Below are 14,929 nucleotides of genomic sequence, written 5' to 3'. Positions count from 1 at the left end.
TCACCGGATCGGCCCTCACCGAGTTCGCGGTGCCGATCTGGATCTACACGGTCACCGGGTCGCTGGCCCACTTCGGGCTCATCGCGCTGCTCGCCCTGGTGCCGGGGATCGTCGTGGCCCCGCTGGCGGGCGCGGTGGTCGACCGCTACGACCGGCGGCGGGTGATGATCGCCGGTGACCTGGTGTCGGGCCTCTCGCAGGCGGTGATGCTCGCCCTGCTGCTGACCGGCCGGCTCACGGTCGCCCCGCTGTACGCGCTGATAGCCCTCGTCTCGGTCTCGGTGACCTTCCAGCGGCTCGCCTACCAGGCGTCGATCCCGCAGCTGGTGCCCAAGCGCTATCTCGGGCACGCCAACGGCATCGTGCAGCTGGCGATCGGCACCGCCCAGTTCCTGGTCCCGCTCATCGCGGTCGGGCTGCTGGCCGCGATCGGGCTGGAGGGCATCCTGACCATCCAGGTGGCGGCCTACGCCTTCGCCGTCGCCGTGGTCCTGCTCGTGAAGTTCCCCACCACGCTGGGGCTGCGCCGCCGCGAGCCGATCTCCGCCGAGATCGCGGGCGGTTTCCGGTTCTCGCTGGGGCACCGGGGCTTCCGCGCCATGCTGTTCTTCTTCGCCGGTGTGAACCTCTTCCTCGCGCCCATGTTCGTCATGGTCTCGCCGCTCGTGCTGTCCTTCGCCACGCTCCAGGCGGCCGGCGCGATGGCGGTCGCGGCCGGCGCGGGCGCGGTCACCGGCGGCGTCGTCATGAGCCTGTGGGGCGGCCCGACCCACCGCCGGCTGCGCGGCGCGGTCGCCGCGACGATGCTGCTGGCGGTCGCCGGCGCGCTGACCGGGCTGCGGCCCAGCCTCTGGCTGATCGGCGCCGGCGCCTTCGGCATGTCCTTCGCGCTGGCGCTGATCAACGGCACGATCATGACGATCATCCAGGTGAAGGTGCCGCACCGCTTCCAGGGCCGCATCATCGCGGTCAACACCATGATCGCCGCGGCCACCGTGCCCATCGGCTTCGGCGTCATCGCCCCGTTCGCCGGCCCGCTCCTCGACCCGCTGATGGCCGCCGACGGCCCGCTCGCGAGTACCGTCGGCGCGCTCATCGGCACCGGGCCCGGGCGCGGGATCGGGCTGCTCTACCTGCTGTGCGGCCTCGGCATCACCCTGCTGGTGCTCGCCGGCACCCGGATCGCGGCCCTCGCGCGCTTCGACGACGAGGTGCCCGACGCCAAGCCCGACGACCTCATCGGCATCGAAGAGCTGGAAAGGACCCACGCATCGTGAACACCACCACCATCGCCTGGGAGGTCAGGGACGGCCGCCCCGCCGCGGCCGACGCCCACGGCTCGGACCTGGGCGAGACCTGCGAATGGCTGCGCGGCAGCCGTGCGGCCATCCGCGCGGGACTGGACGAGCACGGCGCCCTCTACCTGCGGGGACTGCCGGTCAAGAGCGTGGAGGACTTCGCCGAGGTGCGCGACGCCCTGGTCTCCAAGCTCGCCGGATACGTCGAGAAGGCCACCCCGCGCAGCCACTTCGGCAAGGACGTCTACTCCTCCACCGACCTGCCGCCGTCCCAGGCGATCCGCCCGCACAACGAGAACAGCTACGCGCTCAACTTCCCCGGGCTGCTGATGTTCGGCTGCCTGGTCGCCCCCGACGAGGGGGGCGCGACCCCGGTGACCGACGTGCGCAAGGTGCTCAAGGGCATCCCGCAGCCGCTCGCCGACCGGTTCCGCGCGCACGGCTGGTCCCTGGTGCGCAACTACGGCGACCACATCAGCCTGGGCTGGCGCACCGCCTTCGGCACCGAGGACCGGGACGAGGTCGCCGCCTACTGCGCGGCCAACCACATCGCCCACGAGTGGATGGGCGAGGACCGGCTGCGCACCGTGCAGCGCCGTTCGGCGACCATCCGCCACCCCGGGACCGGCGAGGAGGTCTGGTTCAACCACACGGTCTTCTGGAACGAGTGGGCGCTCGACCCGGAGGTCCGCGAGGTGTTCCTGGAGGATCTGGGACACGGCAACCTGCCCTTCAACACCGCCTACGGCGACGGCGAGCCGATCTCCAGGGAGGATGTGGAGACCATCGACGCGGCCTACCGCCAGGCGACGGTCAGGGAGACGTGGCGGCCGGGCGATCTCCTGATCGTCGACAACATCCTCGCCGCGCACGCCCGCGAGTCCTTCAAGGGGCCCCGCAAGATCGTGGTCACCATGGGCGACCCGGTCGCCCTGGACGACTGCGCCCCGACCGTCCAGCCGCAGGCCGGCTACGCCAGGGCCGCGGCCGGAGCCGGGGCCGGGGCGGCCGCCAAGCCCGGCAAGGCCCGCCGCTGGTTCGGCCGCCGCTCCTGACCGGGCCGCGCGGGCCGGTCAGGCCGGACGGACCGGCCGCCGGGGCCGGCCCGTCCGGGGCGCCGCGGCGGGCCGTCCCGGCCGCCGGCGGCGCGGTTCGCTTTCAACGCAGGGCGCCCCTCAGAGGTCATGGCTGACCGCCCAGGAGCGGGGACGGCGCCGGTGGGGTCAGGGGCGGCGTCCGATGAAGCGGAGGAACGCGGTCTGGGCGTCGGCGCCGCAGGGCGCCGGGACGCTCGCCTCGAACGCGCCGGTCGCCAGGAGCGCCGCGTGGTGGGGGATGAGCGCCTGGTGGGTGCGGGTGACGGCGTCCGGGTCGAGTGTCTCGTCGCCTCCGGTGGCACGGGCCAGGTCCCAGGTGTGCCCCAGCAGCTCCAAGGAGCCGATCACGTCAGCGGCCTGCTCCACCGGGACCGGTCCGAGCGGACCTCCGGGCAGACGCCGGGTGGCCAGGGCGGGATCACGGAGCGTCGCGAGCATGTCGTCGCGGCAGGCGATGAAGGCGGCGGCCAGGTCGGCGCCCGGCCGCACGGCGGGGGCGTCGGCCATGGGCGAGACGCCGACGCCGTGCGCGGGGGCGGGCGGGACGCCGTGCACGGCGGCGAGGATGCCGTGCACGGCGGCGAGGATGCCGCGGTGCCCGTTGACGACGTGCGCGACGACGTCACGGGCCGTCCAGTCCCGGCACGGGCTCCTGGCGTTCCACCGGTCCTCGGGGACGGCTCGGACGCGGGCCAGGAAGTCCGCGGCGAGGCGGGCGTAGCGGTCGGCGATTTCGGACATGAAGGAGCACCTGTCGTCGCGGGGCGGGCGGGTCGGGTGAAGTCGGATCAGCTCGGTGAGGTGAAGTCGGATCAGCTCGGCGAAAGGTGGCGCAGCACCTCGGCCAGGCGGCGCACGACCATGGAACGCCAGCCGCCGCCCATCACGGTGCGGGCACGTTGCTGGATCGGGTCATCGGGGTCGAAGCCCTCGTGGACGAGGAACAGGCGGGTTCCACGACCTTCGGGCCGCAGGGTCCAGGTGATGGTCCAGTCCGCGCCGCCGGGACCGGAGCGATCGGCGTCGCGCCAGCCGATGCGCAGCATGCTTCCGGGCTCGAAGGCGAGCACTTCGGCCTGGACGGTACCGGAGAAACCTGTGGCCGGCACGGCTCGGGCCTGCATGGTGTAGCGGTGGCCGACCTGCAGGCGGAAGTCGCCCGGCATCAGCCACCGGGCGATCAGGTCCGGCTCCGTCAGCGCCCGCCACACCTTCGCCGGCGGATGCGCCAGGAACTGGTCGACGCGGACAACGGTCAGATCATCATCGGTCACGGCTCGTCGTCATCCATCGTGTCGAGCAGGTCGTGCAGGTCGCGCAGCTTCTCGCGCCAGAACCGCTCGAACGGGTTCAGCCACTCCTGCACCTCGTACAGCGCGGCGCCCTCGAGCCGGTACAGGCGCCGGCGGCCCGACCTGGTCTCGCTGACCAGCCCGGCCTCCCGCAGCACCCGAAGATGCTCCGACAAGCTCGGGCGGGCCATGGCGAAGTGAGCGGCGAGCTCCGTGACGGGCTGTGGGCCGGCCTCGCGCAGCAGCCGTAAAACCTCGCGGCGCACCGGGCTTGCCAGCGCCGCGAAAACCCTCTCACCGCGCGCCTCGACGGCCGGTACGGGATTCACAGGCCGGAAGGGGCCGGTGCGGAGAGCACGGAGCCGTTGCCGTCCGGATCGACGTAGAAGTCCTCCGCCCGATCCTGATCGGAGACGGGCAGCGTGACGATCTTGGCGTGTGTGATGTTCACCCCTCCACTATAGGTAGGAAATTTCCTACCTATCAAGCCTGTCACGCCTCCGGCCGGCCGGAGTGCCGCGACCGCGCCGCTCGACCCGCCACGAGGACGGAGGTCACCCGGTGGCGTCCGTCCTCACGACGGATCCCCGCGGATAGTCCTTCACCGCGACCTCGTCGTGCAGCCGCACGCCCCTGCCGCCGAGACCGACCAGGGCGCGGGCGATCGGCGTGGGGACGTGGTTGACCAGCCGCACTCCCTGGATCAGGCCCCACAGGCCCAGGCGGGTGTCGGGGATGAGCCGCTTGGCGGCGCCGACGGCGAAGGTACGGCTGCGCCGTACGTAGTCGCCGATCTCCCGCTCGTAGGCCGGGAACGCCCGCGTGTGGTCGCCGCGGGCCTCGGCCAGCTCGCCGGCCAGGACGTAGGCGCCCACGACGGCCAGGCTGGTGCTGCCGCCGACCGCGGGGCCCGGGCAGTAGCCGGCGTCGCCGACCAGGCTCACCCGCCCCCGGGACCAGGTGTCCATGCGCAGCTGGGTGACCGAGTCGAAGTAGAACGTCGAGGCGCGCTCCAGCTCCTCGCCCAGCAGGCGGGGCACCTCCCAGCCCATCCCGGCGAACTGCCGGCGCAGCAGCTCCTTCTGCCGGTCGACGTCCCGGTAGTGATAGTCGAGCTCGGCGGCGGGGCGGAACATGAAGACCGCACGGGCGTCGTCCATGTGCGCTCCGCCGTACACGCCCACCATCCTGTTCACACCCGTGATCCCGTCCATGCGGTCGCACAGCCCCAGGTAGTTGGGGATCGACATGACCGCCAGGTAGGCCCCGATCCAGGTGGAGAAGCGCGACTCCTCGCCGAAGACCAGGCGCCGGACGTTGGAATGCAGTCCGTCGGCCCCGATCACCAGGTCGAACCTGCGGGCGGGACCTCGCTCGAAGGTGACGTCGACGCCGTCGGCGGTCTCGGCCATGGCGGCGATGGAGTCGCCGAAGAGGTATTCCACGTCGCGCCGGGTGGCCTCGTAGAGGATCTCCCCCAGGTCGTCCCGCATGATCTCGACGTGCCGGTCGGACACGACGCTCATCAGCTTGCCGACTTCCAGTCCGTGCGGGCGGTCGCCGTTCTCCGTACGGAACGAGAGCCACTCGGTGCCGGTCTTCCTGGCCTGGACCGGCTCGATCAGGCCCATCTTGTCGATGATGTCCATCGCCGGGCGGAACAGGTCGACCGCGTGTCCGCCCGCCTTGCGCAGCGTGGGGGCCCGCTCCACCACGGTGACGGCGGAGCCGTAGCTGTTGAGCCAGTAGGCCAGGACGGGACCGGCGACACTGGCGCCGGAGATGAGGATGCGCATGCGCCACTCTCTTACTTAACGGAAGGTAAGCCACTTACTTAACGATAGGTAAGCACGGATCACAGCTGGGCGCAAGGGCTTACTTAACGATAGGTAAGCGCTACGCTTGGTTCCATGACGAGGCCTTCGGACACCAAGACGCGCATCCAGGCGGTGGCTCGCGAGCTCTTCCTGGAGCAGGGCGTGCAGAACACCAGCCTGAAGCAGATCTCCGACCGGCTCGGCATCACCAAACCGGCCCTCTACTACCACTTCGAGTCGAGGGAAGACCTGGTCAGAAGCATCATCCAGCCGCTCATCGACGACCTGGAGAGGTTCGTGGCCGAGCGCGAGCCCGGAGACGGGCGGCGGCTGCTCGAAGACTACTTCGACCTCGTCTGGCGGCACCGGGAAGTGATCATGATGGTCCTGCACGCGCCCGCCACGCTGGTCGAGCTCGACCTGATGGACCGGATGTGGGCGTGGCGCAAGCGGTTGACCACGCTCCTGCTCGGCCCCGCTCCCTCCAACGCCGCGCGGATCCACACGACCGTGGCGCTCGGCGGCATGTCGGACTGCGTGGTGGAACACGCCGACCTTCCGTTCGACGAGGTCAAGGCCGCCGCCGTGGAAGCCGCGCTGACCGTCCTCGCCATCTGAGGACCACGGAGGGCGCGGCCGCCGGCCTCCCGCCGCGCGGACCACTCCTCGCGGGCGGCCCTGACACGTCACCGGCGGGCATCACCGGCGGGCGGGAGCGGCCGGAGAGCCGCCCCCGCGGGATCAGGCGCCGTCCTCCAGATCTCCCTCGGACTTGAGGTAGACCTCCTGAAGGCCGCGCAGGACGTCGGGGTCGGGATGCTCCCACATGCCCCGCTCCGCCGCCTCCAGCAGGCGCTCGGCGATGCCGTGCAGCGCCCACGGGTTGGACGTGGCCAGGAAGTCCTGGTTCTCCTGGTCCAGCACGTAGGTCGCGGCCAGTCTGTCGTACATCCAGTCGGCGACCACGCCGGTGGTGGCGTCGTAGCCGAACAGGTAGTCGACGGTGGCGGCGAGTTCGAAGGCTCCCTTGTAGCCGTGCCTGCGCATGGCGGCCAGCCAGCGGGGGTTGACGACCCGGGCGCGGAAGATCCGGGAGGTCTCCTCCGACAGGCTCCGGGTGCGGACCGCGTCCGGGCGGGTGCTGTCGCCGATGTAGGCGGCCGGCGCCTTCCCGGTCAGGGCGCGGACGGTGGCGATCATGCCGCCGTGATACTGGAAGTAGTCGTCGGAGTCGGCGATGTCGTGCTCGCGGGTGTCGACGTTCTTGGCCGCCACCGCGATCCGCCGGTAGGCCGCCTCCATGTCCTGCCTGGCGGGCACCCCGTCGACGCCCCGGCCGTAGGCGAAGCCGCCCCACACCGCGTAGACCTCGGCGAGGTCGGCGTCGTCGCGCCAGTTGCGGCTGTCGATGAGCGGCAGCAGCCCCGCGCCGTAGGCTCCGGGCCGGGACCCGAAGATCCGCATGGTGGCCCTGCGCTCGTCACCGTGGACCTCCCGGTCGGCCAGCACGTGCGCCCGGACGTAGTTGAGCTCCGCGGGCTCCTCCAGCCCGGCGGCCAGCCGTACCGCGTCGTCCAGCAGGGCCACCACGTGCGGGAACGCGTCCCGGAAGAAGCCGCTGATCCGGACCGTGACGTCCACCCGCGGGCGGCCGAGCTCCGCCGCGGGGATCGCCTCCAGCCCGGTGACCCGCCGGGACGCCTCGTCCCACACGGGCCGCACTCCGAGCAGGGCCAGCACCTCGGCCACGTCGTCCCCGGCGGTGCGCATGGCGCTGGTCCCCCACACCGACAGCCCGACCGAGCGCGGCCAGTCGCCGGTGTCGGCCCGGTAGCGCTCCAGGAGGGAGTCGGCCATCGCCTGCCCGGTCTCCCAGGCGAGCCTGCTCGGCACCGCCTTGGGGTCGACCGAGTAGAAGTTCCGGCCGGTGGGGAGCACGTTGATCAACCCGCGCAGCGGCGACCCGCTCGGCCCCGCCGGGACGTAGCCGCCGTCGAGGGCGTGCAGGATCGCGTCGATCTCGTCGGTGGTCCGCGCCAGCCGGGGTACGACCTCGGCGGCCGCGAACCGCAGGATCCGCTCCACCAGCCCGGAGTCGGCCGCGGCGGCCTGGGCCGAGGAAGGGGCCGCGCCCAGGACGGCGGCGGTCGCCTCACCGGCGGCGGCCGGGTCCCAGTCCCGCTCCTCCATGGCCTCGACCAGCGCCCGGGCAAGGGTCTCGGCTCCGTCCGTGCCGATCCGGCCGGCCGTGCCGTCCTCGGTCAGGCCCAGCGCCTCGCGGAGCCCGGGGAGGGCCTCCGCGCCCGCCCACATCTGGCGGGCCCGGAGCATCGCGAGCACCAGGTCGACGCGGGTCCCGCCCTCCGGGGCGGCGCCCAGCACGTGGAGGCCGTCGCGGATCTGGACGTCCTTGACCTCGCACAGCCAGCCGTCGACGTGCAGCAGGAAGTCGTCGAACTCGGCGTCGTGCGGGCGGTCCTCGATGCCCAGGTCGTGGTCGAGCCGGGCGGCCTGGATCAGGGTCCAGATCTGGGCGCGGATCGCGGGGAGCTTCGCCGGGTCCATCGCGGCGATGGAGGCGTGCTCGTCGAGAAGCTGCTCCAGCCGGGCCATGTCACCGTAGGTGTCGGCGCGGGCCATCGGCGGGACGAGGTGGTCGACCAGGGTGGCGTGAGCGCGGCGCTTGGCCTGGGTGCCCTCGCCGGGGTCGTTGACCAGGAAGGGATAGATCAGCGGCAGGTCGCCGAGCGCGGCGTCGGGGCCGCAGGAGGCCGACAGCCCGGCCGACTTGCCGGGCAGCCACTCCAGGTTGCCGTGCTTGCCCACGTGCACCACGGCGTGCGCGCCGAAGCCGTCGGCCAGCCACCGGTAGGCCGCCAGATAGTGGTGGCTGGGCGGCAGGTCGGGGTCATGGTAGATCGCGATGGGGTTCTCGCCGAAGCCGCGCGGCGGCTGCACCATGACCACGACGTTCCCGGCGCGCAGCGCGGCCAGCACGATCTCGCCGTCCGGGTCGTGCGAGCTGTCCACGAACAGCTCGCCCGGCGCGGGCCCCCAGTGCTCCTCCATCCCGGCGCGCAGGTCCGCCGGGAGCGTGCCGTACCACTCGGCGTACCGGCCCGCCGCGATGCGCACCGGGTTGCCGGCGAGCCGCTCCTCGGTGAGCCAGTCGGGGTCCTGCCCGCCGGCCGCGATCAGCGCGTGGATCAGCGCGTCGCCGTCCTGCTCGGTCACGCCCGGCAGCTCGCCCTCGGCGCCGATGTCGTAGCCCCGCTCGCGCATCACCGCCAGCAGCCGCACCAGGCTCGCCGGGGTGTCCAGGCCGACGGCGTTGCCGATCCGGGAGTGCTTGGTGGGATAGGCCGACAGCATCAGCACGATCCGCCGCTCACCGGCCGGGATGTGCCGGAGCGCGGCGTGCCGTACCGCGATGCCGGCCACCCGGGAGGCCCGCTCCGGGTCGGCGACGTAGACGGTCAGCCCGTCGTCGTCGATCTCCTTGAAGGAGAAGGGCACCGTGATGATCCGGCCGTCGAACTCGGGGATCGCGACCTGGGTCGCCGCGTCGAGCGGGGACAGGCCGTCGTCGCTGTCCTCCCAGGCGGACCGGCTGCTCGTCAGGCACAGGCCCTGCAGGATCGGCACGTCCAGCCCGGCGAGCGCGCCGACGTCCCAGGCCTCGTCGTCGCCGCCGGCCGACGCGGTGGCCGGGCGGGTGCCGCCGGCCGCGAGCACGGTCACCACCAGGGCGTCCACCGTGCCGAGGACCTCCAGCAGGCCGGGCTCCGCGCTGCGCAGCGAGGCGCAGTAGACGGGCAGCGCCCGGCCCCCCGCGTCCTCGACCGCCGAGCAGAGGGTCTCCACGAACGCGGTGTTCCCGGCGACGTGGTGGGCCCGGTAGTAGAGCACGCCGATGACCGGCCCGTCCTCGCGGCGGGCCACGCGCTCCAACACCCCCCAGGCGGGGGTGGGGGCGGGCGCGGCGAACCCGTGCCCGGTCAGCAGCAGGGTGTCGGACAGGAACCGGTGGAGCTCGGTGAGGTTGGCCGGGCCGCCGTGGGCGAGGTAGGCGTGCGCCTCGGCGCAGACCCCGCCGGGAACGGTGGACAGCTCCATCAGCTCGGCGTCGGGCGCCTGCTCGCCGCCGAGCACGACGACGGGCCGGGACCCGGCGAGCAGGGCGTCCAGGCCCTCCTCCCAGGCGCGGCGGCCGCCGAGCAGCCGGACCACCACCAGGTCGGCGCCGTCGAGAAGGGGCGGCAGGTCAGCCGCGGCGAGCCGGGCGGGGTTGCCCAGCCGGTAGTCGGCGCCGCTCGCGCGGGCGCTGAGCAGGTCGGTGTCGGAGGTCGAGAGCAGGAGGATCACGCGCCGCACCCCCGCGGAGACGGCGTGGTACGGCTCGGCGGGGCCACGGGGTGGCCCGGGAACGGCGAAAAGCGCACAGGGCTTCCTCCCTCGGGGTCCTCGCCCCGGGTCGTCGTCGGCTACGACGGCTGGAGTCTCCTGGCTCCCGGATCGATGCTCCCCCCGGCCTTCCCGTCCGTCTCCGGACAGTGGCCTGAGTGGGGTTCGCTCCCCGGTCACAGTGGCGGGACCGCGCCGGTTTCACACCGGCTTCCTCCCTTGCCGTCGCCAACGATCAGACTACGGCAGCCCCGTTCATTGCAAGAAACTGGCTTAACATCCTCTCCGTGGTCATTGGCGACTTTTCCGGACGATCGCGACCCGACGCATGTCCCGGGGCGCTCCAGGTGCATGCCGCGGCCGACGGCGGCCTGGCGCGGATCCGCGTCCCCGGCGGCCGGCTGACGGCCTCCCAGCTGCGCGGACTCGCCGACGCGGCGGCCGTCCACGGCACCGGCGTCATCGAGCTGACCTCCCGTGCGAACGTCCAGGTGCGCGGGCTCGGCGAGGGGGACGGATTCGCGGCGCGCATGGCGGAGGCCGGGCTGCTGCCCTCGCCCACCCACGAACGGATCCGCAACGTCCTGGCCTCCCCGCTGACCGGCTGCGACGCGGAGGGGATCCTCGACGTCGGCCCGCTGGTCTCCGAGCTGGACCGGCGGCTGTGCGCCCGGCCCGGCCTGGCCGGCCTGCCGGGGCGGTTCCTGTTCGCCCTCGACGACGGCCGGGGGGACGTGGCCTGGCTCGGCCCCGACGCCGGGATGCTGCCGACCGGCCCGGAGGAGGCCGCCCTCGTCCTCGCGGGCGCCGACAGCGGCCTGCGCGTGCCGGTGACCTCGGCGGTCACCGCCCTGCTCGCCGCGGCCGAGGCGTTCCTGGCCGAGCTCGCCGCCCGGGGCGTGCACGCCTGGCGGATCGGCGAGCTGCCCGGCGGCGCGGAGCCGGTCGCGGCCCGGGTCCGCGCCGCCCTGGAGACCGGAGGGGCCGGCCCGGTACGGCTCCGCCCGCCCGCGGAACGCGTCCGGACCCCGCCGCCGGCCGTGGCGGGGGGACCGGTGGGAGCCGTCCGGCAGCCCGGCGGGCGGGTGGCCCTGGGCGTCGCGGTGCCGCTGGGCCGGCTGACCCCTGCCCAGGCGGAGCTCCTGGCCGGCCTGGCCTCCGCCGACGGGGTACGGCTGACGCCGTGGCGGGGCGTGGTCCTGCCCGGTCTGGCCCGCGTGGACCTCCCCCGGGCACTCGCCCGGCTGACGGAGGCCGGCCTGGTCACCGACCCCGGCTCCCCGTGGATCGGCGTGACGGCCTGCACCGGCCGCCCCGGCTGCGCCAAATCCCTGGCCGACGTGCAGGCCGACGCGGCCCGCGCCACCGTGCCCGCCGGGGACGGGGCCGCCGGGACGCCGGGGACGGTCGCCCCCCGTGCGGCGGACCGGCCGCGCACCGGTACGCTCCCCGTGCACTGGGCGGGCTGCGACAGGCGCTGCGGTCGCCCCCGGGGGCGGGTCGCGGACGTGGTCGCCACCGGCGACGGCTACCGCGTGGACCTCGACGGCCGGAGCCTGAACTGTGCGGACATCGAAGAGACCACGGCCGCGGTGACGGCCGCCAGAGGGGGATCGTGACCGACTACGTCCGCGACGGCGCGGAGATCTACCGCCGCTCCTTCGCCACCATCCGCGCCGAGACGGATCTGAGCGGCCTGCCCCCGGACGTCGCCCAGGTGGCGGTCCGGATGATCCACGCCTGTGGGATGGTCGACCTGGTCGCCGACCTCGGCTGGTCGCCCGGCGTCGTGGCCTCGGCGCGCGCGGCCCTGCGGGCGGGCGCGCCGGTGCTGTGCGACGCGATGATGGTCGCCTCCGGGGTGACCCGCCGCCGCCTGCCCGCCGGCAACGAGGTGATCTGCACGCTGGGCGAGCCGGGCGTGCCGGAGCTCGCCGCACGGCTGGGCACCACCCGCAGCGCCGCCGCGCTGGAGCTGTGGCGCGACCGGCTGGAGGGCTCCGTGGTCGCGATCGGGAACGCGCCGACCGCGCTGTTCCGGCTGCTGGAGATGGTCGAGGAGGGCGCCGGCCGGCCGGCCGCCGTGCTCGGGATCCCGGTCGGCTTCATCGGCGCCGCCGAGTCGAAGCTGGCCCTCGCCGAGCATCCGGCGGGTCTGGAACACCTGGTCGTGCACGGCCGCCGGGGTGGGAGTGCGATGACCGCGGCCGCGGTCAACGCGATCGCGAGTGAGGACGAATGAACGACATGGTGACCGGACGGCTCTGGGGTGTGGGACTCGGACCCGGGGATCCGGAGCTGGTGACCGTCAAGGCCGCCCGCCTCCTCGGCGAGGCCGACGTGATCGCCTTCCACAGCGCCCGCCACGGCCGGAGCATCGCCCGCTCGGTGGCCGCGCCGTACCTGCGCGCGGGCCAGATCGAGGAAGCGCTGATCTACCCGCTCACCACGGAGACCACCGACCATCCCGGCGGCTACCAGGGCGCCATCGACGACTTCTACGCCGACTGCGCGCTGCGGCTGGCCGCCCACCTGGACGCCGGCCGTGACGTGGTGGTGCTGTGCGAGGGCGACCCGCTCTTCTACGGCTCCTACATGCACATGCACAAGCGTCTGTCCCACCGCTACGTCACCGAGGTGGTCCCCGGTGTGACCTCCGTGAGCGGCGCCGCCGCGGTCCTCGGACGGCCGCTGGTCGAGCGGGACGAGACGCTGACCGTGCTGCCCGGGACGCTCCCCGCCGAGGTCCTCGCCGAGCGCCTGGCCGCCACCGACTCGGCGGCGGTCCTCAAGCTCGGCCGGACCTTCACCAAGGTGCGCGACGCGCTGACCCGGGCCGGCCGCCTCGACGAGGCCTGGTACGTGGAACGCGCCACCACCGGCGGCCAGCGCCTGGCCCCGCTCGCCGAGGTGGACCCGGACAGCGTGCCGTACTTCTCGCTGGCGCTGATCCCGAGCCCGGTCAACGCGGCGCAGGCCGGGCCGGTGCGGCAGGCGGAGCCCGCGGCCCCGGCCGGCGGCCCCGGCGAGGTGGTCGTGGTCGGCCTCGGCCCGGCCGGCCGGCCGTGGCTGACCCCGGAGGCGCAGGACGCCCTGGCCGTGGCCGACGAGCTCGTCGGCTACGGCCCCTACCTGGACCGGGTCCCGCCGAACCCGCGCCAGCGCCGCCACCCCACGGACAACCGGGTGGAGGCCGAGCGGGCCGCGCACGCGCTGGAGCTGGCCGCGGCCGGATCGCGGGTGGCCGTGGTCTCCTCGGGCGACCCGGGGGTGTTCGCGATGGCCAGCGCGGTGCTGGAGGTGGCCTGCGAGCCCCGGTACGCGGACGTCCCGGTGCGGGTGCTGCCGGGCCTGACCGCCGCGCACGCGGTGGCGAGCCGGGCGGGCGCGCCGCTCGGCCACGACTACTGCGTGCTGTCGCTGTCGGACCTGCTCAAGCCATGGGAGGTCGTCGCCGGGCGGATCACCGCCGCCGCGAAGGCCGACCTGGTCCTGGCGATCTACAACCCCGCGTCCAAGAGCCGCACCTGGCAGGTGGCCGCCGCGCGGGACCTGCTGCTGGAACACCGCGCGGCGCAGACGCCCGTGGTCATCGGCCGTGACGTCGGCGGTGCCGGGGAGAGCATGACCGTCACCACGCTCGCCGACCTCGACCCGGCCATGGTCGACATGCGCTGCCTGCTCCTGGTGGGGTCCTCCACCACCCGGGTGGCCGAGCGGGGCGACGGCGGCCGGGTGGTGTTCACCCCCCGCCGTTACCCGGCGTGACCGGCGCGACCCGCCGCGCTCTCCAGCCAGGCGAGCGCCGCCTCCACCGTCTCCGCGGTGGGGACGCCCCCGGGAGGCGGCGGCCGCCGTACGATCACGACCGGGAGCCCGAGCTCCCGGGCGGCGAGCAGCTTGGCCGTGGTCATCTCGCCGCCGCTGTCCTTGGTGACCAGCACGTCCACCCGGTGGGCGCGCATGAGGGCCAGCTCGCCCTCCACGGTGAACGGGCCGCGGCTGAGCAGCACCTCCATGCGGCGCGGGGCGGGCGGCTCCGGCGGGTCCACCGAGCGGGCCAGGAACCACAGGTCGTCGAGGCCGGCGAAGACCGGCAGGCTCCGGCGCCCGGTGGTCAGGAACACCCGCTCCCCCAGCTCGGGCAGCAGCTCGGCGGCCGCGGCGAGCGACGGCACCCAGCGCCAGTCGTCGCCGGGGCCCGCCTGCCAGCCCGGCCGCCGCAGGGTCAGCAGCGGCACCCCGGCCCGGCCGGTCGCCTCGACCGCCGAGGCGGTCATCCGGGCGGCGAAGGGGTGCGTGGCGTCCACGACGACGTCGATCCGGCGCTCGCCGATCCACGCCTCCAGCCCGCCAGGGCCGCCGAAGCCGCCCTCGTGCACCTCACCCACCGGCAGCCTGGGGTCGCGCACCCGTCCCGCCAGGGAGGACACCACATGCGTCCCGGCGCGTCCGGCGAGCGCGGCGGCCAGCCGCCTGGCCTCGTCGGTGCCGCCCAGCACGAGGATGTTCAGCACGTCATCACTTCTCTCGTCTCTCTGCCGTCGCAGGGCCTCGCCCTGCCGTACCGGCCGGTGCCCCGGCCATGAGCACGCCACTACGCCACGGATGGACCACCGGCGCGTGCGCGACCGCGGCCACCACCGCCGCCTACACCGCGCTGCTGACCGGCGACTTCCCCGACCCCGTGGAGATCGCGCTGCCCAAGGGGCAGCGCCCGGCGTTCGCGCTGGCCAGGGAGGGGCTGGCGGGCGGCGCGGCCATGGCCGCGGTGGTCAAGGACGCCGGTGACGATCCCGACGTGACGCACGGCGCGCTGATCTCCTCGACGGTACGGCCCGGCGCCCCCGGCACCGGCGTGGTGTTCGCGGCGGGACCCGGGGTCGGCACCGTCACCAAACCGGGGCTCCCGCTGGAGGTGGGCGAACCGGCGATCAACCCGGTCCCCCGGCGGATGATGCGCGAGCACGTCGCCGCGGTGGCCGCCCGGCACGGCGGGACCGGTGACGTGGTCGTGGAGA

14 protein-coding genes and 1 riboswitch are annotated in these 14,929 nt (G+C 74.1%); of the genes, 7 read left to right on the top strand and 7 right to left on the bottom strand.

Annotated elements, in window-relative coordinates:
- Together ACWDS7_RS37960 and ACWDS7_RS37955 are read left to right on the top strand one after the other, a co-directional pair.
- Positions 1-1,277 (top strand): MFS transporter (locus ACWDS7_RS37960; RefSeq protein WP_451933190.1); only part of this gene is annotated, 1,277 nt, incomplete at its 5' end.
- Complete coding sequence (locus tag ACWDS7_RS37955; protein WP_451933189.1) at positions 1,274-2,353, top strand: TauD/TfdA family dioxygenase; 1,080 nt, start codon at positions 1,274-1,276, stop codon at positions 2,351-2,353. The genes ACWDS7_RS37960 and ACWDS7_RS37955, both read left to right, overlap by 4 nt.
- 168 nt (positions 2,354-2,521) lie before the next feature.
- Here ACWDS7_RS37955 and ACWDS7_RS37950 read toward each other — a convergent pair whose 3' ends face one another.
- The 5 genes from ACWDS7_RS37950 to ACWDS7_RS37930 form a co-directional block, all read right to left on the bottom strand.
- Complete coding sequence (locus ACWDS7_RS37950; RefSeq protein WP_451933188.1) at positions 2,522-3,136, bottom strand: maleylpyruvate isomerase family mycothiol-dependent enzyme; 615 nt, start codon at positions 3,134-3,136, stop codon at positions 2,522-2,524.
- A gap of 71 nt (positions 3,137-3,207) precedes the next feature.
- On the bottom strand, positions 3,208-3,669 hold the full coding sequence (locus tag ACWDS7_RS37945) for an SRPBCC family protein (protein ID WP_451933187.1): 462 nt from the start codon (positions 3,667-3,669) through the stop codon (positions 3,208-3,210).
- Positions 3,666-4,016, bottom strand: a complete 351-nt coding sequence (locus ACWDS7_RS37940; protein WP_451933186.1) for an ArsR/SmtB family transcription factor — start codon at positions 4,014-4,016, stop codon at positions 3,666-3,668. Before ACWDS7_RS37940 ends, ACWDS7_RS37945 begins: the two co-directional genes overlap by 4 nt.
- Positions 4,013-4,138 (bottom strand): hypothetical protein, encoded by a 126-nt coding sequence (locus ACWDS7_RS37935; RefSeq protein WP_451933185.1) that lies wholly within the window; start codon positions 4,136-4,138, stop codon positions 4,013-4,015. Before ACWDS7_RS37935 ends, ACWDS7_RS37940 begins: the two co-directional genes overlap by 4 nt.
- 103 nt (positions 4,139-4,241) lie before the next feature.
- Positions 4,242-5,483, bottom strand: a complete 1,242-nt coding sequence (locus tag ACWDS7_RS37930; protein WP_451933184.1) for an FAD-dependent monooxygenase — start codon at positions 5,481-5,483, stop codon at positions 4,242-4,244.
- A 114-nt stretch (positions 5,484-5,597) separates the two neighbouring features.
- Between ACWDS7_RS37930 and ACWDS7_RS37925 the strand changes: the two genes are divergently transcribed.
- A complete protein-coding gene (locus ACWDS7_RS37925) occupies positions 5,598-6,122 on the top strand; it encodes a TetR/AcrR family transcriptional regulator (RefSeq protein WP_451933183.1) in 525 nt (174 codons plus the stop codon).
- Between the two features lie 123 nt (positions 6,123-6,245).
- On the opposite strand, the gene cobN is transcribed toward ACWDS7_RS37925, so the two are convergent.
- Positions 6,246-9,869 (bottom strand): cobaltochelatase subunit CobN, encoded by a 3,624-nt coding sequence (gene cobN, locus ACWDS7_RS37920; RefSeq protein ID WP_451933182.1) that lies wholly within the window; start codon positions 9,867-9,869, stop codon positions 6,246-6,248.
- A gap of 114 nt (positions 9,870-9,983) precedes the next feature.
- A riboswitch (cobalamin riboswitch) is annotated at positions 9,984-10,172 on the bottom strand.
- 23 nt (positions 10,173-10,195) lie between these two features.
- Here cobN and cobG point away from each other — a divergent pair.
- From cobG to ACWDS7_RS37905, 3 genes are read left to right on the top strand one after another with little or no spacing between them, the layout of a single operon-like run.
- Positions 10,196-11,527 carry a precorrin-3B synthase gene (gene cobG / locus ACWDS7_RS37915; RefSeq protein ID WP_451933181.1) on the top strand — a complete coding sequence of 444 codons (1,332 nt, stop codon included), beginning with the start codon at positions 10,196-10,198 and terminating at the stop codon, positions 11,525-11,527.
- On the top strand, positions 11,524-12,150 hold the full coding sequence (locus ACWDS7_RS37910) for a precorrin-8X methylmutase (protein ID WP_451933180.1): 627 nt from the start codon (positions 11,524-11,526) through the stop codon (positions 12,148-12,150). The genes cobG and ACWDS7_RS37910 overlap by 4 nt, the downstream gene beginning before the upstream one ends.
- Positions 12,147-13,676 carry a precorrin-2 C(20)-methyltransferase gene (locus tag ACWDS7_RS37905; RefSeq protein ID WP_451933179.1) on the top strand — a complete coding sequence of 510 codons (1,530 nt, stop codon included), beginning with the start codon at positions 12,147-12,149 and terminating at the stop codon, positions 13,674-13,676. The genes ACWDS7_RS37910 and ACWDS7_RS37905 overlap by 4 nt, the downstream gene beginning before the upstream one ends.
- Here ACWDS7_RS37905 and ACWDS7_RS37900 read toward each other — a convergent pair.
- Positions 13,664-14,422, bottom strand: coding sequence for a cobalt-precorrin-6A reductase (locus tag ACWDS7_RS37900; protein WP_451933191.1), 759 nt, complete (start codon positions 14,420-14,422; stop codon positions 13,664-13,666). The genes ACWDS7_RS37905 and ACWDS7_RS37900 overlap by 13 nt on opposite strands.
- 71 nt (positions 14,423-14,493) lie before the next feature.
- Here ACWDS7_RS37900 and ACWDS7_RS37895 point away from each other — a divergent pair.
- On the top strand, positions 14,494-14,929 hold a 436-nt coding region (locus tag ACWDS7_RS37895), incomplete at its 3' end, for a cobalt-precorrin-5B (C(1))-methyltransferase (RefSeq protein WP_451933178.1).

It is taken from the genome of Streptosporangium sp. NPDC003464 (assembly GCF_053588315.1).
Note: the sequence above shows the minus strand (reverse complement) of the source record. Positions and strands in the feature narration are given on the sequence as shown.

Coding starts and splice junctions, on each gene's coding strand:
- ACWDS7_RS37905 (WP_451933179.1), top strand. CDS start 12,147: ATGAACGACATGGTGACCGGACGGCTCTGGGGTGTGGGACTCGGACCC.
- ACWDS7_RS37925 (WP_451933183.1), top strand. CDS start 5,598: ATGACGAGGCCTTCGGACACCAAGACGCGCATCCAGGCGGTGGCTCGC.
- ACWDS7_RS37930 (WP_451933184.1), bottom strand. CDS start 5,483: ATGCGCATCCTCATCTCCGGCGCCAGTGTCGCCGGTCCCGTCCTGGCC.
- ACWDS7_RS37950 (WP_451933188.1), bottom strand. CDS start 3,136: ATGTCCGAAATCGCCGACCGCTACGCCCGCCTCGCCGCGGACTTCCTG.